The following is a 24,380-nucleotide window of genomic DNA, read 5'->3' as shown; positions in this document are numbered from 1 at the left end:
ATAGCCGATTTCATAAAACAGGTTTCAGGGAAGTTGTATGGCAACCATTCATGTAGACGGTAAAGAGTACGAGGTAGACGGGGCAGACAACCTGCTGCAAGCCTGTCTGTCGCTGGGTCTGGACGTCCCCTATTTTTGCTGGCACCCGGCGCTCGGTAGCGTCGGTGCCTGCCGCCAGTGCGCGGTCAAACAGTATCAGAATGCCGACGACAAGCGCGGCCGCCTGGTCATGTCCTGCATGACCCCTTCCACCGATGGCACCTATATCTCCATCGAGGATGAAGAGGCGAAGGAGTTTCGCAAGACGGTGGTGGAGTGGCAGATGACCAACCATCCCCACGACTGCCCGGTGTGTGAAGAGGGTGGCGCCTGCCACCTGCAGGACATGACGGTGATGACGGGCCACAACAGCCGCCGCTACCGTTTCACCAAGCGCACCCACCAGAATCAGGATCTGGGCCCCTTCATCAACCACGAGATGAACCGCTGCATCGCCTGCTACCGCTGCGTGCGCTATTACAAGGATTACGCAGGTGGCGAGGATCTCGGGGTCTATGGCGCCCATGACAACGTCTACTTCGGTCGGGTCGAAGATGGCACCCTGGAGAGCGAATTCTCCGGCAACCTGGTGGAGGTCTGTCCCACCGGCGTCTTCACCGACAAGACCCACTCCGAGCGTTACAACCGCAAGTGGGACATGCAGTTCGCCCCCAGCATCTGCCAGGGGTGCTCGGTCGGCTGCAACATCAGCCCGGGTGAGCGCTACGGCGAGCTGCGCCGCATCGAGAACCGTTTCCACGGCGCCCTGAACCACTATTTCCTCTGCGATCGCGGCCGCTTCGGCTACGGTCACGTCAATCTGACCGACCGCCCGCGCCAACCCCTGCTGCAAGATGGCAGTGACAAGCTGGCCATCACGGTGGATGGTGCCCTGAACCGGGCCGCGGATGCGCTGCGCACCGCCAGCGGCGTCATCGGCATCGGCTCACCCCGCGCCTCCTTGGAGAGCAACTTCGCCCTGCGCGAACTGGTAGGGGCCGCCAACTTCTACTCCGGGGTCGAGCAGAGCGAATGGAAATGCCTGCAGAAGATGCTGGACATTCTGGAGCACGGCGGCGTGCGTACTCCCAGCCTGCGCGACATGGAAGAGGCCGACGCCGTGCTGGTGCTCGGGGAAGATGTCACCCAGACCGCCGCACGCATCGCCCTGGCCCTGCGCCAGGCGGTGAAAGGCAAGGGGCGCGAAATTGCCCGCAAGCTGAAGGTGGATCTCTGGCAGGTCGCCGCCGTGCAGACCCTGGCCCAGAACCAGCGCTACCCCTTGCTCATCACCAGTCTGGATGCCACCCGCCTGGATGACGTGGCGAGCAGCACCCTGCACGCCCCCCACGCGGATCAGGCGCGCCTCGGGTTTGCCATCGCCCACCTGCTGGATGCCAGTGCACCGGCACCAACGGATCTCTCCCCCGAACAGCAGGCCCTCGCCGCCCAATGGGCCGACCTGCTTGGCAACGCCAAAAAGCCCCTCATTATCGCAGGCAATGGTGCCCGCAACGAGGCGCTGATCGAAGCGGCCAGCAACATCGCCCGCGCCCTCAAGGGCCGTGGCCAGGCCGCGGAGCTTGCCCTGGTGGCTCAGGAAGCCAACAGCCTGGGACTGGCCATGCTGGCCCGGCATGCCGCCCCGCTGGAGGCAGCCCTCGAGCGCATGGAAGGGGAAGAGAGACTTGCCTTGGTCGTTCTTGAGAACGACCTCTACCGCCGAGCCCCCCGCAGCCGAGTGGACGCCGCCCTGGATCGCCTGCAACACCTGCTGGTCATCGACCATCAGGAGACGGCCACCGCGAAGAAGGCGGATCTGGTGCTGCCTGCCGCCAGTTTTGCAGAAGGCGATGGCACCCTGGTCAACATGGAAGGCCGCGCCCAGCGCTTCTTCCAGGTCTATGCTCCCGCCTTCTACAACGCCGATATCCAGGTGCGCGAAAGCTGGCGCTGGCTGGATGCCCTGCAAGGGAGCCAGCAACCGCGTTCGGTTCGCTGGAACACCTTCGACGATGTGAGTCGCGATTGCGCCGCCAGCGCCCCGCTGCTCACCACCATGGGGGAAGCTGCACCCAACGCCGGCCTGCGCATTCGCGGCATGAAGCTCGCCCGGGAGCCGCACCGCTACAGTGGTCGCACCTCCATGCTGGCGAACCAGAACGTGAGCGAGCCCAGAGTCGCCCAGGATCCCGATTCGCCGTTCGCCTTCTCCATGGAAGGCTACGCCGGTGCCCGCCAGCCCCTCTCCCAGGTACCGTTTGCCTGGGCGCCGGGCTGGAACTCCCCCTCCGCCTGGAACAAGTTCCAGGACGAGGTGGGTGGCAACCTGCGTGCCGGGGATCCCGGTCGCCGCCTGCTGGAGCCGGGCGAAGGCAATCTGGGCTGGTTTGGTGCCATCCCGGCCCCCTTCCAGCCCGCCGCATCCTTGCAGGTGGTGAGCTATGACCAGCTGTTCGGTGGCGAGGAGCTCTCCGCCAGAAGCCCGGTCATCCAGGCTCGCATGGGGGAACCCACCCTGGTACTGAACCCGGCGGATGCCGCGCGCCTGGCTCTGTCCCCTGACGCACTGGTGGCCTTCTCCTGGGGTGGCAACCACTGGCGCCTGCGTCTTCGCCTGAGCGATGCGCTGGCTCCGGGCCTGGCAGGGTTGCCACTCGGGGTGAACGGCCTGCCGACCGCCCTGCACCACGCCCTGATCGATAACCTGCAGGAGGTCATCGCATGAGCGACTCTCTGATGGATCTGCTGATCGAGGTCGGCAAGGCCCTGGTCGTGCTCGTGGGGATCGTGGGGGCTGGCGCCTTCATGAGCTTCATCGAGCGCCGCCTGCTAGCACTGTGGCAGGACCGTTACGGCCCCAACCGGGTTGGCCCCTTCGGCCTGCTGCAACTGGCGGCCGACATGGTCAAGATGTTCTTCAAGGAGGACTGGATCCCGCCCTTTGCGGATCGCCGGATCTTCGTGCTGGCCCCCATCATCGCCTTCACCGCCTTCATCCTGGCGTTTGCGGTGGTACCCATCACCCCCACCTGGGGCGTGGCGGATCTCAACGTGGGGCTGCTCTATATCCTGGCGATCGCCGGGCTGGCGGTCTATGCCGTGCTGTTCGCCGGCTGGTCGAGCAACAACAAGTACTCCCTGCTCGGCAGCCTGCGCGCCTCGGCCCAGACCCTCTCCTACGAGGTGTTCCTTGGCCTCTCGCTCATGGGCATCGTCATCCAGACCGGCAGCTTCAACCTGCGTGACATCGTCGAGGCCCAGGCCGGCATGTGGAACGTGATCCCCCAGATCCTGGGCTTCGTCACCTTCCTGTTTGCCGGGGTCGCCGTCACCCACCGCCACCCGTTTGACCAGCCGGAGGCCGAGCAGGAGCTCGCCGACGGCTATCACATCGAGTACGCGGGCATGAAGTGGGGTCTCTTCTTCGTGGGGGAGTACATCGGCATCGTGCTGATCTCTTCCCTCATCGTGACCCTCTTCTTCGGTGGCTGGCACGGCCCCTGGCTGCCGCCCTTCATCTGGTTCGCCCTGAAGACCGCCTGTTTCATGGTGTTCTTCATCCTGCTGCGGGCCTCCCTGCCCCGCCCGCGCTTCGACCAGGTGATGTCCTTTGGCTGGAAAGTGTGCCTGCCCCTGACCCTGCTCAACATGCTGGTCACCGCTGCCGTGGTGCTGATGAATGCGTGAGCAAAACGAGATGGACATGACGATGATTCGGCCGTCTGCGGCAAGGAAGCGCCCAGACGCCAGTGCTGATAAATGTGCAGTGAGGCACCTATGAAAATTACGAGCATTATCAAGGGTGTTGGCACCCAGTTGCGCAGTCTTGGGATGGTCTTCTCCCATGCCTGGCGCCCCCGTGAAACCCTGAGCTACCCGGAGCAGCCGGTCTACGCCGCCCCCCGTTTTCGCGGTCGCATCGTACTGACCCGGGATCCCGATGGGGACGAACGCTGCGTGGCGTGCAACCTGTGTGCTGTCGCCTGCCCGGTCGGTTGCATCTCCTTGCAGAAGTCGGAGCGGGAAGATGGCCGCTGGTACCCGGAGTTCTTTCGCATCAACTTCTCCCGCTGCATCTTCTGCGGCCTGTGCGAGGAGGCCTGCCCCACCACCGCCATCCAGCTGACGCCGGATTTCGAGATGGGGGAGTATCGTCGCCAGGATCTGGTGTACGAGAAGGAAGATCTGCTGATAAGCGGCCCCGGCAAATACCCGGACTACAACTTCTACCGCATGAGCGGGATGGCCATCGACGGCAAACCCAAAGGGGATGCCGAGAACGAAGCCAAGCCCATCGATGTCAAGAGCCTGCTGCCCTAGGAGTCAATCATGGAACTGGCATTCTATGCCGCGGCCCTGGTCGCCGTTTACAGCACGCTGCGGGTGATCAGCACCAGCAACCCCATGCATGCGCTGCTCAATCTCATCATCTCCCTCATCGCCGTGGCCATGATCTTCTTCTGCCTGGGCGCCGCCTTTGCGGGGGCCCTGCAGGTGATCGTCTACGCCGGCGCCATCATGGTGCTGTTCGTGTTCGTGGTGATGATGCTGAACCTGGGGAGCGCCCAGGATCAGGAGAAGAAGTGGCTCACCCCCATGACCTGGGGTGGCCCGGCCCTGCTCTCCCTCATTTTGCTGGGCTTTCTGGCCCACGGCATTCTCGGCGTGACCGGCGGTGAACTGGGTCTGACCGAGGTCAGCGCCAAGGAAGTCGGTATCGCCCTGTTCGGCCCCTATGTGCTGGCGGTGGAGCTCGCCTCCATCCTGCTGCTGGCGGGTCTGGTCACCGCCTATCACCTGGGCCGCGAGGACAAGAGCGGGGAAGTGCTCTCCGTGCCTCGCACCACACAGGAAGGAGGTCAGCAATGAGCGACATCCCCGTGGTGATGCATGGCTCGCTGCCGGCAGCCCGCCCCCTTTCCATCCAGCAAGCACAAGGAGCATGGCGATGAGTGGAATTCCCATGGAGCACGGCCTCCTGCTGGCGGCCATTTTGTTTGCCATCGGCCTGTGCGGCCTGCTGATACGCCGCAACCTGTTGTTTATCCTCATGAGTATCGAAATCATGATGAACGCGTCCGCCCTGGCATTCGTGGTGGCGGGTAGCCGCTGGGCCCAGGCCGACGGCCAGATCATGTACATACTGGTGATTTCTCTGGCGGCAGCGGAGGCCAGTATCGGCCTCGCCCTGTTACTGCTGCTCTATCGTCGTTACCACACCCTGAACGTGGACACTGTGAGCGAGATGCGCGGATGAGCCTCCTATATCTGACTTTCCTGTTCCCGCTGCTGGGATGGCTGCTGCTGGCCTTCTCCCTCGGCCGCCTCGGCGAGCGCACCTCGGCGCTCATCGGTGTCGGCAGCATCGGTCTCTCGGCCCTCACTACCCTGTGGGTCGGCATCGATTTTCTCAATACCATGCCGGAAGGCGGCGTCTATACCCAGACCCTGTGGCAGTGGATGACGGTGGGCGAGTTCCAGCCCGCCTTCCGTCTCTCCCTGGATGGGCTGTCGCTGACCATGCTGGGGGTCGTGACCGGGGTGGGCTTCTTCATCCACCTGTTCGCCTCCTGGTACATGCGCGGGGAAGAGGGGTATTCGCGCTTCTTCACCTACACCAACCTCTTCATCGCCAGCATGCTGTTCCTGGTGCTGGCCGATGACCTGCTGTTCGTCTATCTGGGTTGGGAAGGGGTGGGGCTGTGCAGCTACCTGCTGATCGGCTTCTACTACAAGGATCGCAACAACGGCGCCGCCGCCCTCAAGGCGTTCGTGGTGACCCGGGTCGGCGACGTCTTCCTCGCCATCGGGCTCTTCGTGCTCTATCGCGAGCTCGGCACCCTCAACATTCACGAGCTGCTGGTGCGCGCCCCCGCGATGTTCGCAGAAGGCTCCCCTGCCCTGTCGTTCGCCTGCCTGATGCTGCTCGGCGGCGCGGTCGGCAAATCCGCCCAGCTGCCGCTGCAGACCTGGCTGGCAGACGCCATGGCGGGCCCGACCCCGGTCTCGGCGCTGATCCACGCGGCCACCATGGTGACTGCTGGTGTCTATCTCATCGCCCGCACCCACGGCCTCTTCCTGCTGGCACCGGAGATCCTCCATCTGGTGGCGCTGGTTGGTGCCATTACCCTGGTACTGGCGGGCTTCGCCGCCCTGGTACAGACCGACATCAAGCGGATCCTGGCCTACTCCACCATGAGCCAGATTGGCTACATGTTCCTGGCCCTCGGCGTTGGTGCCTGGGAAGGGGCCATCTTCCACCTGATGACCCACGCCTTCTTCAAGGCGCTGCTGTTCCTCTCCGCCGGGGCCGTCATAATCGCGACCCACCACGAGCAGAACATCTTCAAGATGGGAGGCCTGCGCAAATCGCTGCCGCTGGTCTACGCCTGCTTCCTGGTGGGGGGCTCGGCCCTGGCCGCGCTGCCACTGGTGACCGCCGGTTTCTACAGTAAGGACGCCATCCTCTGGCAGGTGCAGGCCAGCGGCCAGAGCGCCCTGCTGTGGGCCGGTCTGGGTGGTGCCTTCCTCACCTCCCTCTACACCTTCCGCCTCATCTTCATCGCCTTCCACGGCAAGGAGCAGACCCAGACTCACGCCGGACAGGGCCTTGCCCACCATCTGCCACTGCTGGTGCTGCTGGTGCTCTCCACCGGAGTCGGCGCCCTCATCGTGCCGCCGCTGGCAGGAGTGCTGCCGGCCGGCCCGGGGGATCACATCGAAGAGGGACGCCATGGCCTCGAGATCCTCTCAGGCGTCATCGCCGTGGCAGGCATTGCGCTGGCCGCCTTCCTCTTCCTCGGCGAACGTCGCCTGGCGAAGGGGATCGCCGAGAGTGCACCGGGGCGGGCTCTGTCCACCCTCTGGTTCAATGCCTGGGGCTTTGACTGGCTTTATGACCTGATTTGGGTCAAGCCCTACCTGCTGGCGACTCGCCTGCTCGGCAAGGATCCGCTGGACAGGATGATGAACCTGCCCGCCGTACTGGCCCAGGGGGGGCATCAGCTGCTGGCCTGGACCGTCTCCGGCAAGTTGCGCTGGTACGCAGCCTCCATGGGGATGGGCGCCGCCCTGATCCTGGCCCTGCTGCTGCTCGGCTGATCCATGAGCCCAATATTGTGTGGCAGGCTCAGCGCCTGCCCGACTAGAACCTAGATGAGAGCTGATATCGTGACCTTACTCTGGATCTTGCTAATTCCCTTCATCGGCGGCTTGCTCTGCTGGCAGATGGAGCGGCTCGGCGGACAGTTTGTCCGCTGGGTGGCCCTCGCCTCCATGAGCGCCTGTCTGGTGCTCTCCAGCGCCATCTGGCTCGGTGGTGACTTCACCCTCGCCAGCCCCGGCCTCCCCGTCTGGGCAGCCGAGTGGCAACAACCCTGGATCCCCCGCTTCGGCATCTCCCTGCACCTTGCCGTGGACGGGCTGTCTCTCCTGATGGTGATCCTCACCAGCTTCATCGGCGTGCTGGCCATCCTCTGTTCCTGGAAGGAGATCGTCCAGCGCATCGGCTTCTTCCACCTCAACCTGCTGTGGATCCTGGGTGGCGTGCTCGGCGTCTTCATGGCGGTGGATCTGTTCCTCTTCTTCTTCTTCTGGGAGATGATGCTGGTGCCGATGTACTTCCTGATCGCGCTCTGGGGCCACTCGGTCACCGATGGCAAGTCGCGCATCAACGCCGCCACCAAGTTCTTCATCTACACCCAGGCGAGCGGCCTCATCATGCTGGTGGCCATCCTGGGCCTGGTACTGACCCACCACGCCGCCACCGGTGTCTTCACCTTCAACTATCAGGAACTGCTCAACACCCCCATGAGCAGCACGGTACAGTGGCTGCTGATGCTGGGCTTCTTCATCGCCTTCGCGGTCAAGATGCCCCTGGTGCCGCTCCATGGCTGGCTCCCTGATGCCCACAGCCAGGCGCCCACCGCAGGCTCCGTGGATCTCGCGGGCATCTTGCTCAAAACCGCGGCCTACGGCCTGCTGCGCTTCACTCTGCCGCTCTTCCCCGAGGCGTCCGCCGAGTTTGCCCCCTACGCCATGGTGCTCGGCCTCATCGGCATCGTCTATGGCGCCCTGCTGGCCTTTGCCCAGACCGACATCAAGCGGCTGGTTGCCTACACCAGCATCTCCCACATGGGCTTCGTGATGATCGCCATCTACTCGGGCAGCGAGCTCGCCCTGCAAGGGGCAGTGGTACAGATGATTGCCCACGGGCTCTCGGCCGCCGGCCTCTTCATTCTGTGCGGCCAGCTCTACGAGCGTCTGCACACCCGGGATCTGCGCCAGATGGGCGGTCTCTGGGGACGGTTGCGCTACCTGCCCGGCGTGATGCTGTTCTTCTCCGTCGCATCCCTCGGGATGCCGGGGACCGGCAACTTCGTCGGCGAGTTCCTGATCCTCATCGGCAGCTTCCAGGTGGCCCCCGTCATCACCGTCATCGCCACCTTCGGGCTGGTGCTGGCCTCGGTCTACTCCCTCATCATGCTGCAGCGGGCCTGCTTCGGGACGCCCCGGGAGGAGAGCATGCTCAAGGGGCTGGATACCCGGGAACTGACCATGATGCTGACCATCGCCGGCCTCTTGGTGCTGCTCGGTCTCTATCCCCAGCCGGTGCTCGACACCGCCAGCAGCAGCCTGCTGAGCGTGCTGCACTGGTACGCGCTGCCGGGCACGGGGGCGCTGCAATGATGCTTTCTCTTTCGCCTTCCTTGTCCATGTCGGGAGCACTGTCATGACGTTTACTGTTTCTCAACTGCTGGCCCTGCTGCCCCTGTTGCTGACCACGGGGGCCATGGTGGCCCTGATGCTGGCCATCGCCTGGAAGCGCTGTGACGACACCGCCTTCGTGGTCACCATCATCGGCCTCAACCTCGCGCTCTTCTCCCTGCCCATCGTGATGGCCCAAGGGGATCAGGGGGTCACTCCCCTGCTGCAAGTGGACGCTTACGCGGTCTTCTACATGGGGCTGGTGCTCATCGGGGCCCTGGCCACCTGCACCTTCGGTCGCACCTGGCTCAAGGGCTATCCGGACAACCGGGAAGAGTTCTACCTGCTGCTGCTCATCGCCACCGCCGGTGGTCTGGTGCTGGCGGCCTCCCGTCACCTCGCCTCGCTCTTCATCGGGATCGAGATGCTGACCCTGCCCATGTTCGGTCTGGTGGGGTATGCCTATCGCGAGCGGCGCTCGCTGGAAGCCAGCATCAAGTACATGGTGCTCTCCGCCAGTGCCACCGCCTTCCTGCTGTTCGGCATGGCACTGCTCTACGCCCAGGCCGGAAGCCTGAGCTTCAGCGATCTCGGTGTGACCCTGGCCCAGAGCCCGGCTCACCATCCGCTGCTGATGGGGGGCTTTGGCCTGATGCTGGTCGGCTTTGCGTTCAAGCTGTCCCTCGCCCCCTTCCACCTCTGGACCCCGGACGTCTATGAAGGGGCGCCGGCACCGGTGGCCACCTTCCTCGCCACCGTCAGCAAGATAGCCGTGTTCTGCGTGCTGCTGCGCTTCTACCTGGCAGTACCCGCCACCTCGGATCCCATGATCCACTGGCTGCTGGCGGCCATGGCGGTCGTCTCCATCGTGGTCGGCAACCTCCTGGCGCTGATCCAGACCAACATCAAGCGGATGATGGGTTACTCCTCCATCTCCCACTTCGGCTATCTGCTGGGGGTGGTGGTGGCAAGCCGCCTCGGCGAGATGCCGGTGGAAGCGGCGGGTGTCTACCTGCTGATGTACCTGTTCACCAGCCTGGGGGCCTTCGGCGTCATCAGCATGATGTCCAGCCCCTATCGCGGCAAGGATGCGGACTCCCTGCACAGCTATCGCGGTCTGTTCTGGAAGCGCCCCTATCTGACGGCGGTGATGACGGTGATGATGCTCTCCCTCGCGGGTATCCCCATGACACTGGGCTTCATCGGCAAGTTCTACCTCATCGGCGTCACCGTCGATGCCAAGCTGTGGTGGCTCAGTGGCGCCATCGTGCTCGGCAGTGCCCTGGGGCTCTACTACTACCTGCGGGTCATGGTCACCCTCTACCTGCGTGAACCCGGCATGCAACTGCGCGATGCCAGGGCCGACTGGGCCTTCTCCTCCGGGGGCCTGGTGGTGCTGCTCTCCGCCATTCTGGTGGTATTGCTCGGCATCTACCCCCAGCCCGTCATCAGTCTGGTACAGGGCTTCCAGCACGTGGTGCTGCGCTAGCCTCAAGTTCACAGTTCACACAGCGAAACCGGCCTCCGTGGCCGGTTTTTTATGTCCGCCAAGGCCCGGTCCGGCTTGCCCGTCTGGCAGGCGATACCAGATCGGTCCTCTCAATCCATGCCATATCCTCCAGCAAGCAGCTCGCCGAGCAGCGAGCTGAAGATGGCCTTGCCCCCATCGTGCTCGCCTCCTCCTGCCCTCCCCATTCTCAGACCCATGCCCATAAAAAAACCGGCCACTGGGGCCGGTTTTTGGTTTCTTGCTGGCGCTTAACCCAGGCGAACCCGAGCATTGCGGAACATGCGCATCCAGGCGCCATCCTCTCCCCAGTTGTCCGGGTGCCAGGAGTTGGCCACGGTGCGGAACACCCGCTCCGGGTGCGGCATCATGATGGTGGCGCGACCGTCCGCACTGGTCACCGCGGTGATACCGTCAGGGGAGCCGTTGGGGTTGGCCGGGTATTGCACGGTGACGTTGCCGCGGTTGTCCACGAAACGCAGCCCCACCAGACCGCTCTGTTGCAGCGCAGCCAGGTGAGCGGCATCGCGCACTTCCACGCGCCCTTCCCCGTGGGAGACGGCAATCGGCATCACGGAGCCAGCCATCCCGGCGAAGAAGGCGGACGGGGAGTCCTGCACTTCCACCAGGCTGAAGCGCGCCTCGAAGCGCTCGGAGCGGTTGCGCACGAAGCGCGGCCAGAGATCCGCCCCCGGGATGAGGTCGCGCAGGTTGGACATCATCTGGCAGCCGTTGCACACCCCCAGGGAGAGGGTATCGCCACGCTCGAAGAAGCGCTGGAACTGCTCACGGGCGTTGTCGTTGAACAGGATGGACTTGGCCCAGCCTTCGCCCGCCCCCAGCACGTCCCCGTAGGAGAAGCCGCCACAGGCCACCAGGGTCTGGAAATCTTCCAGCTTGATGCGCCCCTCGAGGATGTCGCTCATATGCACGTCCACCGCAGTAAAACCGGCGCGGTCAAAGGCGGCCGCCATCTCCACGTGGGAGTTGACCCCCTGCTCGCGCAGCACCGCCAGACGGGGAGAAACCCCGCGAGCGATATAGGGCGCGGCCACGTCGTCGGACGGGTTGTAGGTGAGCCTGGCCTGCAGACCCGGATCGGTGGCGTCCTGGCGGGTGGCATGCTCCTGATCGGCGCACTCCGGGTTGTCCCGCAGGCGCTGCATCTGCCAGCTGGTCTCGCCCCAGATGGTGCGAAGGGCGGTGCGGCTGGCGCGATACACCTCGCTGCCGGCACGCTGGAGCAGGATGAGGTCGTCTTCGCGCACCGTGCCCAGCACATGGGAGCAGGCTGCCAGACCGTGACCGGCCAGCAGGGTCAGCACCGCTTCCTTGTCTTCGCGACGAACCTGGATGACGGCCCCCAGCTCCTCATTGAACAGGGCCGGCAGCAGGTCGCCACCCACGCGATCGAGCTGGATGTCGAGGCCGCAGTGACCGGCAAACGCCATCTCGGTCAGGGTGACGAAGAGGCCGCCGTCGGAGCGGTCGTGGTAGGCAATCAGCTTGCGATCCGCCACCAGCGCCTGGATGGCGTTGAAGAAGCCCTTGAGCTGGACCGGGTTGTCCAGATCCGGAGCGCTTTGCCCAAGCTGGCGGTAAACCTGGGCCAGGGCCGAGGCGCCGAGGCGCTGCTTGCCGTTGCCAAGGTCGATGAGGATAAGGTCGGTCTCACCGAGATCGGTGCGCAGTTGCGGGGTCACGGTATTGCGCACGTCCTCGACCCGGGCAAAGGCGGAGATGAGCAGGGAGAGCGGCGAGGTGACGCTGCGCTCTTCCCCATCCTGCTGCCAGCGGGTCTTCATGGACATGGAGTCCTTGCCCACCGGGATGGTGATGCCAAGGGCCGGGCAGAGCTCTTCGCCCACCGCTTTCACGGCTTCGTAGAGACCCGCATCTTCCCCCGGGTGGCCGGCGGCAGACATCCAGTTGGCGGAGAGCTTGACCCGCTTGAGGGAGCCGATATTGGCTGGTGCCAGGTTGGTCAAGGCCTCGGCCACCGCCATGCGGGCGGAGGCGGCATGAGAGAGCAGCGCCACCGGGGTGCGCTCGCCCATGGACATGGCTTCACCGTGGTAGCTGTCGTAGGTCGCGGCGGTGACGGCGCAGTCAGCCACCGGGATCTGCCAGGGGCCGACCATCTGGTCGCGGTTGACGAGGCCCGTTACGGTGCGATCGCCGATGGTGATGAGGAAGGACTTCTCCGCCACGGTCGGCAGGCGCAGCACGCGCTCTGCGGCGTCGCTGAGGGTGATGCCGTCCAGTTGCAGCGCCTTGCCCTGGGCAGGCAGGCTCTGCACGTCGCGGTGCATCTTGGGCGCCTTGCCAAGCAGCACGTCCAGCGGCAGATCGATGGGCTGGTTGTCAAAGTGATCATCAGAGAGAGTGAGATGCTTCTCTTCGGTGGCGGTGCCGATGACGGCATAGGGGGCGCGTTCGCGCTCGCACAAGGCCTTGAACAGAGGCAGCTTGTCCTGGGCCACGGCCAGCACATAGCGCTCCTGGGATTCGTTGCACCAGACTTCCAGCGGGCTCATGCCCGGCTCGTCGTTCGGAATGGCACGCAGGTCGAAGCGACCACCGCGATCCCCGTCGCTCACCAGCTCCGGCATGGCGTTGGAGAGACCACCGGCGCCCACGTCGTGGATGAAGACAATCGGGTTGTCGTCCCCCAGTTGCCAGCAGCGGTCGATCACTTCCTGGCAACGACGCTCCATCTCGGGGTTGTCACGCTGCACGGAGGCGAAGTCGAGATCTTCGGCAGACTGACCGGAAGCCATGGAGGAGGCGGCGCCGCCACCCAGGCCGATGTTCATGGCCGGACCACCCAGCACGATGAGGGCCGCCCCCACCGGGATCTCCCCTTTCTGAACGTGCTCGCTGCGGATGTTGCCGATACCACCCGCCAGCATGATGGGCTTGTGGTAGCCGCGCACCTCGACGCCGTTGTGGCTCGGCACCTGCTCTTCGAAGGTACGGAAGTAACCCAGGATGGCAGGGCGACCGAATTCGTTGTTGAAGGCGGCGCCGCCAAGGGGCCCTTCCTGCATGATGTCAAAGGCGCTGACGATGCGGCTCGGCTTGCCGAAGTCCTGCTCCCAGGGCTGCTCGAAGCCGGGAATGCGCAGGTTGGAGACGGAGAAGCCCACCAGGCCCGCCTTGGGCTTGGCGCCACGGCCTGTCGCACCCTCGTCGCGGATTTCGCCGCCGGAGCCGGTCGCGGCACCCGGGAAGGGAGAGATGGCGGTCGGGTGGTTGTGGGTTTCCACCTTCATCAGGATGTCGACACGCTCCTGGTGATACTGGTACTCACCGTTGGCGGGGCTCGGGAAGAAGCGGCCACCCTGGCTGCCTTCCATCACCGCGGCGTTGTCTTTGTAGGCAGACAGGACATGATCCGGCGTCTGCTCGAAGGTGTTCTTGATCATCTTGAACAGCGACTTGGGCTGCTGCTCGCCGTCGATGGTCCAGTCAGCGTTGAAGATCTTGTGACGGCAGTGCTCGGAGTTCGCCTGGGCAAACATGTAGAGCTCGATGTCGTTGGGATTGCGACCCAACTTGGTGAAGTTCTCCACCAGATAGTCGATTTCATCGTCGGCAAGCGCCAGACCGAGCACCACGTTGGCCTCTTCCAGGGCGGCGCGACCACCACCCAGCACATCTACCTGGGTAAAGGGGCGCGGCTCGTGGTGAGCAAACAGGGCGGCGGCCTCGTTCATCTCGGCAAAGACCACTTCCATCATGCGATCGTGCAGCAGGGCCGCGATCTCGCTACGCTGGGCCACGCTCAGCTCACCCTTGGCCTGCACGTAATAGGCAATGCCGCGCTCCAGCCGCTTGACCTGTTTCAGGCCGCAGTTGTGGGCGATGTCGGTTGCTTTGGAAGACCAGGGGGAGATAGTGCCGGGGCGGGGGGTAACGAGGAACAGCTGACCGCTGGGGGTGTGTTCCGGGATGGTCGGGCCGTAGCGCAGAAGCTGGCCCAAGGTCGCTCGCTCGGGGGGCGACAGCGGGCTCGTCAGCTCGGCAAAATGCACGTATTCCGCATAGACGCTTGCTATCTCTACTCCTCTCTGTGCGCAGCTCTGCAGCAGCTTGTGGACACGAAACTCAGACAGTGCTGGGGCACCACGCAAGATTTCCATATACCTTTCTCACCAAGTTTTAGAGTGTGGGGGGATTTGAGACGCGCGTATTATAGGGATCAGGCCCATCCTGAACAAACGTTTTTCTCATCTCGCGCGGTGTGACTCCCTTCATACTCTCTGGTATAAAGGTGCCTCTTTTTTGACAAATGCCGTTTTTTTCAACAAGGGTACTCACCTACTTGCGCTGCATTTTTCGACTGTTCATCGGGATGATGTTGACGCTGGCCCTGGCCGGTTGCGACTTCTACCACCCCTCCAGCCAACTGGAGCAGATCCGCCAGCGAGGCGAGATCCGGGTTGGCACCCTCTATGGCCCCACTTCCTATTACCAGCGTGACGACACCGCACTGGGGTTCGACTACGAGCTGGCGCAGCTTTACGCCGACTGGCTGGGGGTCAAGCTGACCATAGTACCGGCCTACAGCACCGCCGAGCTGGTCGAGCAACTGCAAAAGGGCAAGCTGGATCTCGCCGCCGCCGCCATCGTCGTGACCCCGGAGCGGCGCAAGCTGTTCCGCTTCGGCCCCGGCTTCTACCAGGTCTCCCCCAAGCTGGTCTATCGCAACGGCTCCCCCAGGCCCAAGAACCTCGGTGACATCAAGGGCAGCATAGTGGTGCCGGCGGGCTCCACCGGCGAGGACCTGATGAAGGAGCTGGCCAAGCAGTACCCCAACCTGAAGTGGAGCACCAATCGGGATGCGGACGTGGAAGAGCTGCTCAAGCAGGTGGCCGACGGCAAGGTGGACTACACGGTGGTGCAGGACACCATACTGGCCCGTACCCAGCGCTACTACCCTGAACTCACCGAAGGCTTGACCCTCGCCAGCAAGCAGACCGTGGCCTGGGCCATGACCAAGCTGCCCGACGACAGCCTCTACGCCAGCATCATCGACTTCTTCGGTCAGCGCTTCATGGATGGCGCCATCGCCAAGCTCGACGAGAAGTACTTCGGCCACGTGCAGAACTTCGATTTCGTCGACACCCGTACCTTCCTGCAACGGGCCAAGAGCCTGCTGCCCAAGTACCAGGCGCTGTTCCAGACCCACGCCAAGGATATCGACTGGCGGCTGCTGGCCGCCATCAGCTATCAGGAATCCCACTGGGATCCCCAGGCACGCTCCTACACCGGGGTGCGCGGCATGATGATGCTCACCGGCCCGACCGCCAAGGCGATGGGGGTAAACGATCGCACCCACCCGGAAGAGAGCATCAAGGGGGGCGCCCGCTACCTGCAGGAGATGATGGCGAAGGTGCCCGACTCGGTCCCGGCGGACGAGAAAGTGTGGTTTGCCCTCACCGCCTACAACATCGGCTACGGCCACATGATGGATGCCCGCCGCCTGACCAAGGAGCTGGGCAAGAACCCGGACGCCTGGAGCGATGTGAAAGAGGTGCTGCCCCTGTTGCAGCAGTCACGCTGGCATCGCAAGGTGCGCTATGGCTATGCCCGTGGCGGCGAGGCGCGCAACTATGTCAACAACGTGCGCCAGTACTACCAGAGCCTGCTCTGGCTCGACAACGAACAGCAGAAGGCCCATCGTCGCGAGGAGCTGGACGAGGACGACAGCAGCGAACCGGACGTGCCGGCGCAGCGTCCGGCCATCATCGCCGAAGTGGTCAAACAGATCATCACCCCCTAGCCTCGCCGGGGGTGTGTTTTCCTGCCCTGTTCTCTGTTACCATCCTTGGGTATACGAGGGGCGCTGGAGCGAACTTATTGCAATGTATTCATTGCGTTGCAGTTCCTGCCAAGGGCCCTTTCGGCCCCACGCAAGACCAGGGAGGAGAACAGGATGCGAGCACGCAGAAGAGCCATGTTGGCCCGAAAAACCAAATGTGCCTGGAGCCCGAGACGCAAGCTCAAGCTGGCCGACATGAAACGCAAGATCTGGCACAGAAACCGCTCCTTCACGCTGCTGATAGCGGAGCACACAGTATAAACCCGGCATCAGCCGGGTTTTTTTATGCCTTGTCAGGCTGCGCCTCGAACAGAACGGTGCGTTTGGAGACCAGGGTGTTGCAGTGGTTGCAAAAATAATCCACTGCGCCGCAAGCCCGAAGCCGCTCCAGCTCCTGCCCGCAGGCAGGACACAGGGTCCGGATGCGATAACGGGCCTGACACTGGCCACACGTCGTCTCCTGGCTGCGGCTGTCCAGTTCGCCCTGACAGGTAGGGCAGGTCAGCGTGTTCATTCTCTTCTCGACTCCTCTTTACGTCACTGTGCACCGGCATTACCCGCAGCCCCTCCCCCGGTTTGTCTGCCCTGAGGAGGGCCACCAAGAAAAACGGCTGCCGGTAAGGGCAGCCGCAGGGCTTTATTTCTTCGCTTTGGCCTTGAGCAGGCGCTTGCGCTGGCGTTCCTGGCTCAGGGTCAGGGTGTTCTTCTTGCCCTCGAACGGGTTGACCGACTCCTGGAACTCCACCCGGATCGGCGTCCCCATGATCTTCAACGACTTGCGGAAGTAGTTGATGAGGTAGCGCTTGTAGGAGTCAGGCAGGTCGTTCAACTGGTTGCCGTGGATCACGATGCGCGGCGGGTTGTAGCCACCGGCGTGGGCATACTTCAGCTTGACCCGGCGACCATTCACCATGGGCGGCTGGTGATCTTCCTGGGCCATCTGCATGATGCGGGTCAGCATGGCGGTGCTGGTGCGGCGAGTCGCGGACTCGTAAGCCTCGTTGATGGATTCGAACAGGTGACCGACGCCACTGCCGTGCAGGGCGGAGATGAAGTGCACCCGGGCGAAGTCGATGAAGCCCAGACGTCTGTCCAGCTCGTTCTTGACGTCCTCTTTCACCTTCTGATCCAGGCCGTCCCACTTGTTGACCACCAGTACCACGGAGCGGCCGCTGTTGAGCACGAAGCCGAGGATGCTCAAGTCCTGATCCGTGATGGTCTCCCGGGCGTCAATGACCAGCAGGCAGACGTTGGCATCTTCAATCGCCTTGAGCGTCTTGATGACGGAGAACTTCTCCACCGTCTCGTGCACCTTGCCACGGCGACGCACGCCGGCGGTGTCTATGACCACGTATTTCTGATCGTCGCGCTCCATGGGGATGTAGACGGAGTCGCGGGTGGTACCCGGCATGTCGTAGACGATGACCCGATCTTCGCCCAGCATGCGGTTGGTCAGGGTCGACTTGCCGACGTTGGGACGACCGACGATAGCAAATTTGATGGGCAGGTCGGCGAACGGCGTCTCCTTGGTGTCTTCCCGGGTGTCGAGCTCACCGGCAGCCACCATGCGCAGCAGGGCCTCTTCGTCGAACTCCTCCAGCTCCTCTTCCTCTTGTGCCTGGGTGGCAGAGCCGACCAGGGTCTCGAGGTGAGGGGCCAGGGCCAGCTCCAGCAGGCTCAGTACGCCACGGCCGTGGGCGGCCGCCATCTGGTAGACCTCGCCCAGGGCCAGACCGTAGAACTCGGACACCGCGGAGTCACCGTCGATGCCGTCGGTCTTGTTGGCCACCAGAAACACCTTCTTGTGGGTCTTGCGCAGGTGCTCGGCGATGGCCTGATCCGCCGCGGTGAGACCGGCACGGGCATCCACCATGAAGAGCACCACATCGGCCTCTTCGATGGCCAGCAGGGACTGCTCGGCCATCTTCAGCTCGATCCCCTCCTCGGTGCCATCGATACCGCCGGTATCGACCACGATAAATTCCAGCTCGCCCAGCTTCGCCTGGCCATATTTGCGGTCCCGGGTCAGGCCGGGGAAGTCGGCAACCAGGGCATCCCGGGTACGGGTCAGGCGGTTAAACAGGGTGGATTTCCCCACGTTGGGGCGGCCCACCAGGGCAACTACAGGAGTCATAAAAGCCTCATTCTCAAGACGACAAAGGCTCCGGGTCCGAAGACCAGGAGCCGGATATTCACATTATCGGACGATCAAGGACGCTTGAGGGCGTACAACTTGCCGTCACGGCTCTGCACATACAGGGTGTCACCCTCCACCAGCGGAGCGGCATAGAGACCACTGCTGTCGAGCTGCTGCATGGCCTTGATGGTCCCGTCGGTACGGTCCAGCCAATACAGGTAACCTTCCACATCGCCGACCACCACATAGTCACCCAGGATGACGGGGGCGGTCACGGTGCGGTTTTCCAGCTGGGTGTTGGACCACAGCTCGAGACCGTTGCGACGATCGACCGCAAACAGATGGCTGCGGCTGTCGGTCAGCACGATGGCATTGCCGGTCACCGCCATATCGCGATAACCGGAATACTTGCGCTTCCACACTTCGTCGCCGCTCATCAGCTTGCGCGCCATCAACTGGCCGTTGTAGGCGATGGCGTAGAGCTCATCACCGGCAATCAGCGGGCTGGCATCGACGTCCACCATCCGATCCAGTTCGGTGGCGCCGCGCGGGTCAGCCACCTTGGATTGACGCACCGGCTGGCCGTTGCTCAGCAGAGCGATGCCCACCTTGCCATCGGCGCGGCCATAGATGACGGCACCGTTGGTGATGATGGGGGCGCCGGCACTGCGCAGGGTCAGGGGCGGCTGCTCTTCGGACAGGGTCCACTGCAGCTTGCCCTCGTCGGTATCGAGCGCCACCAGGCGACCGGAGGTGGTCAGCACCACCACGCGGCCATCCTCGACGGCGGGGCTCGCCACCACTTCCCCCGGCACCGTGGTCTGCCACAGCACTTCGCCGTTGGCCTCGTTCAGGGCGTAGACCACCCCGTTTTCGGACCCGAGGAACAGCTTGCCGTAGCGGGAGACCAGACCACCGGAGAGACGGGCACTGCGCTTGTCGGCGTTGATGGGCAGATCTGCCAGATCCACGCTCCACAGCTCCTTGCCGCTCTCGCGTTCGAAGGCGGTCACATCGCCATCGCGGGCCGCTGCATAGATGCGGTCCTCTTCCACCACCGGCTTGAGCTGGGAGTAGAAGTTGCCGATGCCATCCCCAACCGAGGAGGACCATGCCGTATCGGCAGTGAACGCGGACTCGACCTTGGGCAGGGGTGCCATGGGGTTGAGATCTTCTTCCGAACTGAACAGGGAGCAGCCCTGCAAGGCGAAGGAGACAGCCACCCCCAGCGCCATTCGCTTGTACAGATTACGCATCCGGAGCCTCGCCCGCAGTGACGGCTGGCAGCGCCAGATCATCCATCTTCAGCTTGAGTTCGGCGCTGCTCTGCAGGCCGCCGGCATCCGCCGCCGCCTGATAGGCATCGCGCGCTTCTTCGGCCTTGCCCTGCTTTTGCAGGATGTCGCCGCGCACTTCCGCCACCTGGGCCTTGAAAGCGTCGTTGTTGATCTTGCCAAGCTGGGCCAGGGCCTCGTCAGCCTTGCCCTGATCGCTCAGGACCCTTGCCAGACGCAGGGCGGCGATGGGCTTGATGCTGTCATCGCCACTGGCGGCCACCAGGGTCAGCTGCTCGGCAGCCAGATCCAGCTTGCCCGCCTTGACGGCGGCCGCGGCCAGTTGCAAGGCGGCCAGCTCGGCATAGGCGTCACCCTTGTGGGCGGTAATGAAGCTCTTTGCCTGCTCCAGGGCGGCGTCATCCCCCTTGGCGAGCTGGGCGGTCATCTCGTTGTAAGCCTGGGAGGCGGCTTCCTGGTTGTTCTGCTGCATCTCGTTGTAGTAGCGCCAGCCAAAGAGGCCGACCAGACCGATAACAGTTCCTGCGATCACCGAGGTGCCGTTCTCTTTCCACCAGCTCTTGATGACCTCAACCTGTTGTTCTTCAGTGGTATACACTTCCACAGCTTACTCTCCTTTCGCTGCCAGCAGGGCAATGGCGGCATCGACCGAGACGGTCTGTTGCTCGGCCTGGCCACGCAGATATTTGATGGTGATCTCCCCGCTTTGCACCTCGGTCTCCCCAAGGATCAGGGCAATGGCCGCGCCGCTCTTGTCGGCACGCTTGAGTTGTTTCTTGAAGTTGCCGCCGCCGCAGTGGCTCATGAGGCGCAAGTCCGGCAGGGCATCGCGCAGGCGCTCGGCCAGTGCAAAGCCAGCCTGCTCGGTCCCCTCACCCACCATGCAGAGATAGACATCCACCGCCGGGCGGATGTCAGCATTGAGCTCGAGGGTTTCGAGCATCAGTACCAGACGCTCCATGCCCATGGCAAAGCCCACCGCCGGGGTCGGCTGGCCACCGAGCTGCTCCACCAGGCCGTCGTAGCGACCACCGGCACAGACGGTGCCCTGGGCCCCCAGGCTGTTGGTCACCCACTCGAACACGGTCAGGTTGTAGTAGTCGAGGCCGCGCACCAGACGCTCGTTCACCTCGAACTGGATGCCGGCCGCCGTGAGCAGGCGCTTGAGCCCTTCGAAGTGAGCCAGGCTCTCTTCGCCCAGGTGGTCGAACAGACGGGGGGCTCCCGCCAGGATGGCCTGCACTTTTTCGTCCTTGGAATCGAGCACCCGCAGGGGGTTGCTGTACATACGGCGCTGGCTCTCTTCGTCCAGCTCGCTCTTGTACTGTTCCAGATAGGCGACCAGGGCATCGCGATAGGCGGCACGTTCGCTGCTCTGGCCGAGGGTATTGAGCTGCAGGGTCACGTGATCGCTGATGCCGAACAGACGCCACAGGCGGTGAGTCAGCATGATGAGCTCGGCATCGATGTCCGGCCCGTTGATGCCGAACAGCTCGACCCCGAACTGATGGAACTGGCGATAACGGCCTTTCTGGGGACGCTCGTGGCGGAACATGGGGCCCATGTACCACATCCGGCGTTCCTGGTTGTAAAGCAGACCGTGTTCGATGCCGGCACGCACGCAACTGGCGGTCCCTTCCGGACGCAGGCTCAGGCTGTCGCCGTTGCGGTCTTCAAAGGTGTACATCTCTTTTTCGACCACGTCGGTCACTTCACCGATGGCACGCTTGAACAGATGGGTCTGCTCGACGATGGGCATGCGCACTTCGCTGTAGCCATAGCTGGCCACGACCTGGCGCAGGATCTGTTCTACTTTCTGCCATACCGGGCTCTGCTCCGGCAGGCAATCATTCATACCGCGAATAGCTTGGATCTGTTTTGCCACGTTGATACTCGAGAAAAAGAGGTAAAATTTGGCCGCATTATAGGGATTTTCGACCCCGAGGTAAAATCGGGTGCCCGGATGCGGGATGTAAAATCAACAACCTAAAGCCGGGGCCACCCCAGGTGGCCCCGTCATCGTTCAACCTTTGTCCACCTGGATCTGGTTGGCCGGATCCAGCATGGCAGCCCGGGCACGGATGCGACGCTCCAGGGTCGGGATCAAATCCTTGTTGTCGAGCCGGTCGACCCGCTGGCCCCCCTCGTAGAAGGCACTCTTGTTGGCGGCGCCCGCAAGGCCGAGATCGGAAACCAGCGCCTCCCCCGGACCGTTCACCACACAGCCGATGATGGAGACATCCATCGGGGTGATGATGTCTTCGAGCCGCTCTTCCAGGGCGTTGACCGTGCCGATGACGTCGAACTCCTGACGGGAGCAGGAGGGACAGGCAATGAAGTTGATGCCGCGGGAACGGATGCGCAGGGATTTGAGGATGTCGAAGCCCACCTTCACCTCTTCCACCGGATCGGCGGCCAGGGAGATGCGCAGGGTGTCGCCAATCCCTTCGCTCAGCAACATGCCAAGGCCGATGGCGGACTTGACCGCGCCAGCGCGAAAACCGCCCGCTTCCGTGATGCCCAGATGCAGGGGTTGATCGATCTGCTTTGCCAGCAGGCGATAGGCACCGACCGCCAGGAAGACATCGGACGCCTTGACGCTCACCTTGAAGTTCTGGAAGTCGAGGCGATCCAGGTAATCCACGTGGCGCATGGCGGACTCCAGCAGCGCCTCCGGGGTCGGCTCGCCGTATTTCTCCTGGAGATCACGCTCAAGGGAACCGCCGTTGACGCCGATGCGGATGGGGATGTTGTAGTGACGGGCACAATCCACCACCGCACGCACCCGCTCTTCGTTGCCGATGTTGCCCGGGTTGATGCGCAGGCAGTCGGCCCCGTACTCGGCCACTTTGAGGGCGATGCGGTAGTCGAAGTGGATGTCGGCCACAATGGGGATGCGGGTCTGCTGCTTGATGAGCTTGAACGCTTCCGCCGCCTCCATGGTGGGGACGGAGACCCGGACGATGTCGGCGCCGACCCGCTCGATCCGCTGGATCTGCTCGACGGTAGCGGCCACGTCCGTGGTCTTGGTGTTGGTCATGGTCTGTACCGTGATGGGGGCATCGCCCCCAACCGGTACGTTGCCGACCATGATCTGTCTGGATTTGCGACGAACGATGGGTGATTCGTGTGCGGGCTTTTCGTGAACAGACATGGCGGACTGATTACTCCTGCGGCAGTGAGAAGCGGGCAGTCCGGCCGTTGTTGTAACGGCTCATGTCGAAGGACTTGCCCTGATATTCGAGATTGACCGCCATGGGCGCGCCAATGATGAATCTGAGTGGCTCGGGTCCTTCCAGTACCAGTTCGTCGTTCGCCTTCTTCAGACCGCTGAACAGGGTCTTGCCGTTGGCATCCTTGACGTCCAGCCAGCAATCGGCGGTGAAGCTCATCTTGAGCTGGGGCGCCTTGGCGGGCTCGGTGGTCGTGCTCTCGGCAGTCGAGACCGCACCGGAAACGTCCGTCGGGACGGCTGCGCTGGCATCCGTAGCGACCACAGGCAGGGTCGCGGTGGCACCGCTCACCACAACCTGGGTGGACACGGCATCGGACACTGCGGGCAGCACGGGCTCGGCGACCTCCACGGCGGGGGCAACATTCGCTTCCGGCGTATTGACGGTCGCGCTCATCTCGGTCGCCGCCAGGGCGTCGTCACCGGCGGAGCGGCGCGCCGTGCTCTGCCACCACCAGGCGACGGAGAGCCCGATCAGCACCAGGATCACAAGCCAGGTCACTACCTTGAGCCGGCTGTCATTGGCCTGCTGGCGGGAGCGACGGGAGAAGCTCTGCATGTCGATGTTGTCGGGGGGAGTCAGTCCCAGCTTTTCGTAGGCGGCGAGGATGGTCTCCTCGGGGATGCCCACGAGCTTGGCATAGGCCCGAAGATAGCCACGAATGAAGGTATGGGACGTGTGCTTGTCATAGGTATCCGCTTCGATGGCGGCGATCAGGGTCAGACGAAGGTGAATGCGGGACGCAACCTGTTCCCGGGTCCAGCCGAGCTGTTCACGGGCATTGCGCAGCAGCTGGCCTGGGCCCGCTGCCTGGGAGTCGTCTTGGAAATCGTGTGGCTGTTCAGTAGTCATTGGCTAAGTAACGCTTGGCTTGTTGCGAAGTGGGATATTGCCTTACCAGCTCAGTCCCGAATTGGTGAAGTAATGCCGGTTTGTCCATGGCCTGGGCCAGCCGCAGCCGGAGCCAGAGGCTCTCCTCGTTCTCCTCTGCCACGTCGGCAAAGCGCACGAGGTAAGACTGGACATCAGGAAGCTTGCCATCTTTCATGGAAAGCTCGGCCATGTCCAGCAATAACCTAGGATTGCGGGGATTATACCCCAAGGCCAGACGATAATACTCGCCAGCCTTGTCATTTCTGTGATTTTGCATCGAGCAGAGCGCCGCATTCTCGTAGGTATCGGCGATCTTCACGTAATCGGGCTGGCTGACGGCCTGCAAGAACGCCTTTTCCGCTTCGTCGAAGCGGCCACGGTTGCAGAGGAAGGCGCCATAGTTGTTCATCGCGTCAGCATTGGACGGATCCATGGCCAGCGCTTTCTTGTAGCTCGCCTCGGCGGCCTTGAAATCCGACACCTGCTGATAGAAATAGGCAAAACCGATGTAGACCTGAGGATTGTTGGGATCGTACTGAAGGGCGCGGTCGAGATTGAATTTGGCCTGCTCGGCATTGCCCTGGCGCAGATACTGGATACCCAGATCGAGACGAGTCTGGGCAGCGGCCTTGAGGTCGGGGCCCACTTCACGCTGGGTCGAATTCTGGCCAGCGTAAGTGGTCTCTGTGACACAGCCTGGCAGCGCACAGAGCGCTGCCACTACGATCAATGTACGGATATCCATTTCCTGTCTATACAA

General features: G+C 63.2%; 18 protein-coding genes. 9 read left to right on the top strand and 9 right to left on the bottom strand.

What is annotated here, in order from left to right; translation table 11 throughout:
• Positions 1–37: 37 nt before the first annotated feature.
• The 8 genes from nuoG (at position 38) to nuoN (ending at position 10,237) form a co-directional block, all read left to right on the top strand.
• Positions 38–2,767, top strand: a complete 2,730-nt coding sequence (nuoG, locus tag C2U30_RS01320; RefSeq protein WP_069785148.1) for an NADH-quinone oxidoreductase subunit NuoG — start codon at positions 38–40, stop codon at positions 2,765–2,767.
• Positions 2,764–3,729 carry an NADH-quinone oxidoreductase subunit NuoH gene (gene nuoH, locus C2U30_RS01315; RefSeq protein WP_010675033.1) on the top strand — a complete coding sequence of 322 codons (966 nt, stop codon included), beginning with the start codon at positions 2,764–2,766 and terminating at the stop codon, positions 3,727–3,729. The genes nuoG and nuoH overlap by 4 nt, the downstream gene beginning before the upstream one ends.
• A gap of 90 nt (positions 3,730–3,819) precedes the next feature.
• The gene (gene nuoI / locus C2U30_RS01310) at positions 3,820–4,362 is read left to right on the top strand and encodes an NADH-quinone oxidoreductase subunit NuoI (RefSeq protein ID WP_010675034.1); all 543 of its coding nucleotides are present in this window, start codon (positions 3,820–3,822) and stop codon (positions 4,360–4,362) included.
• A 9-nt stretch (positions 4,363–4,371) separates the two neighbouring features.
• Positions 4,372–4,911: an NADH-quinone oxidoreductase subunit J gene (gene nuoJ, locus C2U30_RS01305; RefSeq protein ID WP_010675035.1), complete on the top strand. Its 540-nt coding sequence runs from the start codon at positions 4,372–4,374 to the stop codon at positions 4,909–4,911.
• 79 nt (positions 4,912–4,990) lie between these two features.
• Positions 4,991–5,299: an NADH-quinone oxidoreductase subunit NuoK gene (gene nuoK, locus C2U30_RS01300; RefSeq protein ID WP_010675036.1), complete on the top strand. Its 309-nt coding sequence runs from the start codon at positions 4,991–4,993 to the stop codon at positions 5,297–5,299.
• The gene (gene nuoL / locus C2U30_RS01295; RefSeq protein WP_103243000.1) at positions 5,296–7,143 is read left to right on the top strand and encodes an NADH-quinone oxidoreductase subunit L; all 1,848 of its coding nucleotides are present in this window, start codon (positions 5,296–5,298) and stop codon (positions 7,141–7,143) included. The genes nuoK and nuoL overlap by 4 nt, the downstream gene beginning before the upstream one ends.
• A gap of 69 nt (positions 7,144–7,212) precedes the next feature.
• Entirely contained in the window at positions 7,213–8,730 is a 1,518-nt protein-coding gene (nuoM, locus tag C2U30_RS01290; RefSeq protein ID WP_103244619.1) for an NADH-quinone oxidoreductase subunit M, read from the top strand.
• Between the two features lie 43 nt (positions 8,731–8,773).
• Entirely contained in the window at positions 8,774–10,237 is a 1,464-nt protein-coding gene (gene nuoN, locus C2U30_RS01285; protein ID WP_103242999.1) for an NADH-quinone oxidoreductase subunit NuoN, read from the top strand.
• Between the two features lie 269 nt (positions 10,238–10,506).
• Here nuoN and purL read toward each other — a convergent pair whose 3' ends face one another.
• A complete protein-coding gene (gene purL, locus C2U30_RS01280) occupies positions 10,507–14,400 on the bottom strand; it encodes a phosphoribosylformylglycinamidine synthase (protein WP_103242998.1) in 3,894 nt (1,297 codons plus the stop codon).
• A gap of 149 nt (positions 14,401–14,549) precedes the next feature.
• Here purL and mltF point away from each other — a divergent pair, with 149 nt between their 5' ends.
• The gene (gene mltF / locus C2U30_RS01275; protein WP_042880710.1) at positions 14,550–16,043 is read left to right on the top strand and encodes a membrane-bound lytic murein transglycosylase MltF; all 1,494 of its coding nucleotides are present in this window, start codon (positions 14,550–14,552) and stop codon (positions 16,041–16,043) included.
• Between the two features lie 322 nt (positions 16,044–16,365).
• Here the strand turns inward: mltF and C2U30_RS01270 are convergent, their stop codons facing one another.
• The 8 genes from C2U30_RS01270 to tapF form a co-directional block, all read right to left on the bottom strand.
• On the bottom strand, positions 16,366–16,596 hold the full coding sequence (locus tag C2U30_RS01270; protein WP_103242996.1) for a zinc ribbon domain-containing protein: 231 nt from the start codon (positions 16,594–16,596) through the stop codon (positions 16,366–16,368).
• Positions 16,597–16,719: 123 nt separating this feature from the next.
• A complete protein-coding gene (der, locus tag C2U30_RS01265) occupies positions 16,720–18,216 on the bottom strand; it encodes a ribosome biogenesis GTPase Der (protein ID WP_103242995.1) in 1,497 nt (498 codons plus the stop codon).
• A gap of 74 nt (positions 18,217–18,290) precedes the next feature.
• The gene (bamB, locus tag C2U30_RS01260) at positions 18,291–19,475 is read right to left on the bottom strand and encodes an outer membrane protein assembly factor BamB (RefSeq protein WP_039038719.1); all 1,185 of its coding nucleotides are present in this window, start codon (positions 19,473–19,475) and stop codon (positions 18,291–18,293) included.
• Positions 19,468–20,118 carry a YfgM family protein gene (locus tag C2U30_RS01255; protein ID WP_103242994.1) on the bottom strand — a complete coding sequence of 217 codons (651 nt, stop codon included), beginning with the start codon at positions 20,116–20,118 and terminating at the stop codon, positions 19,468–19,470. The genes bamB and C2U30_RS01255 overlap by 8 nt, the downstream gene beginning before the upstream one ends.
• A 3-nt stretch (positions 20,119–20,121) precedes the next feature.
• The gene (gene hisS, locus C2U30_RS01250) at positions 20,122–21,399 is read right to left on the bottom strand and encodes a histidine--tRNA ligase (RefSeq protein ID WP_039038721.1); all 1,278 of its coding nucleotides are present in this window, start codon (positions 21,397–21,399) and stop codon (positions 20,122–20,124) included.
• Between the two features lie 138 nt (positions 21,400–21,537).
• A complete protein-coding gene (ispG, locus tag C2U30_RS01245) occupies positions 21,538–22,668 on the bottom strand; it encodes a flavodoxin-dependent (E)-4-hydroxy-3-methylbut-2-enyl-diphosphate synthase (RefSeq protein WP_010675049.1) in 1,131 nt (376 codons plus the stop codon).
• A gap of 10 nt (positions 22,669–22,678) precedes the next feature.
• The gene (locus tag C2U30_RS01240) at positions 22,679–23,599 is read right to left on the bottom strand and encodes a RodZ domain-containing protein (RefSeq protein WP_103242993.1); all 921 of its coding nucleotides are present in this window, start codon (positions 23,597–23,599) and stop codon (positions 22,679–22,681) included.
• Positions 23,589–24,380, bottom strand: a complete 792-nt coding sequence (tapF, locus tag C2U30_RS01235) for a PilW family type IVa pilus biogenesis/stability lipoprotein TapF (protein WP_080560523.1) — start codon at positions 24,378–24,380, stop codon at positions 23,589–23,591. Before tapF ends, C2U30_RS01240 begins: the two co-directional genes overlap by 11 nt.

It is taken from the genome of Aeromonas sp. ASNIH5 (assembly GCF_002902865.1).
GTDB lineage: Bacteria > Pseudomonadota > Gammaproteobacteria > Enterobacterales > Aeromonadaceae > Aeromonas > Aeromonas caviae.
This window is presented reverse-complemented; position numbering and strand designations above follow the sequence as displayed.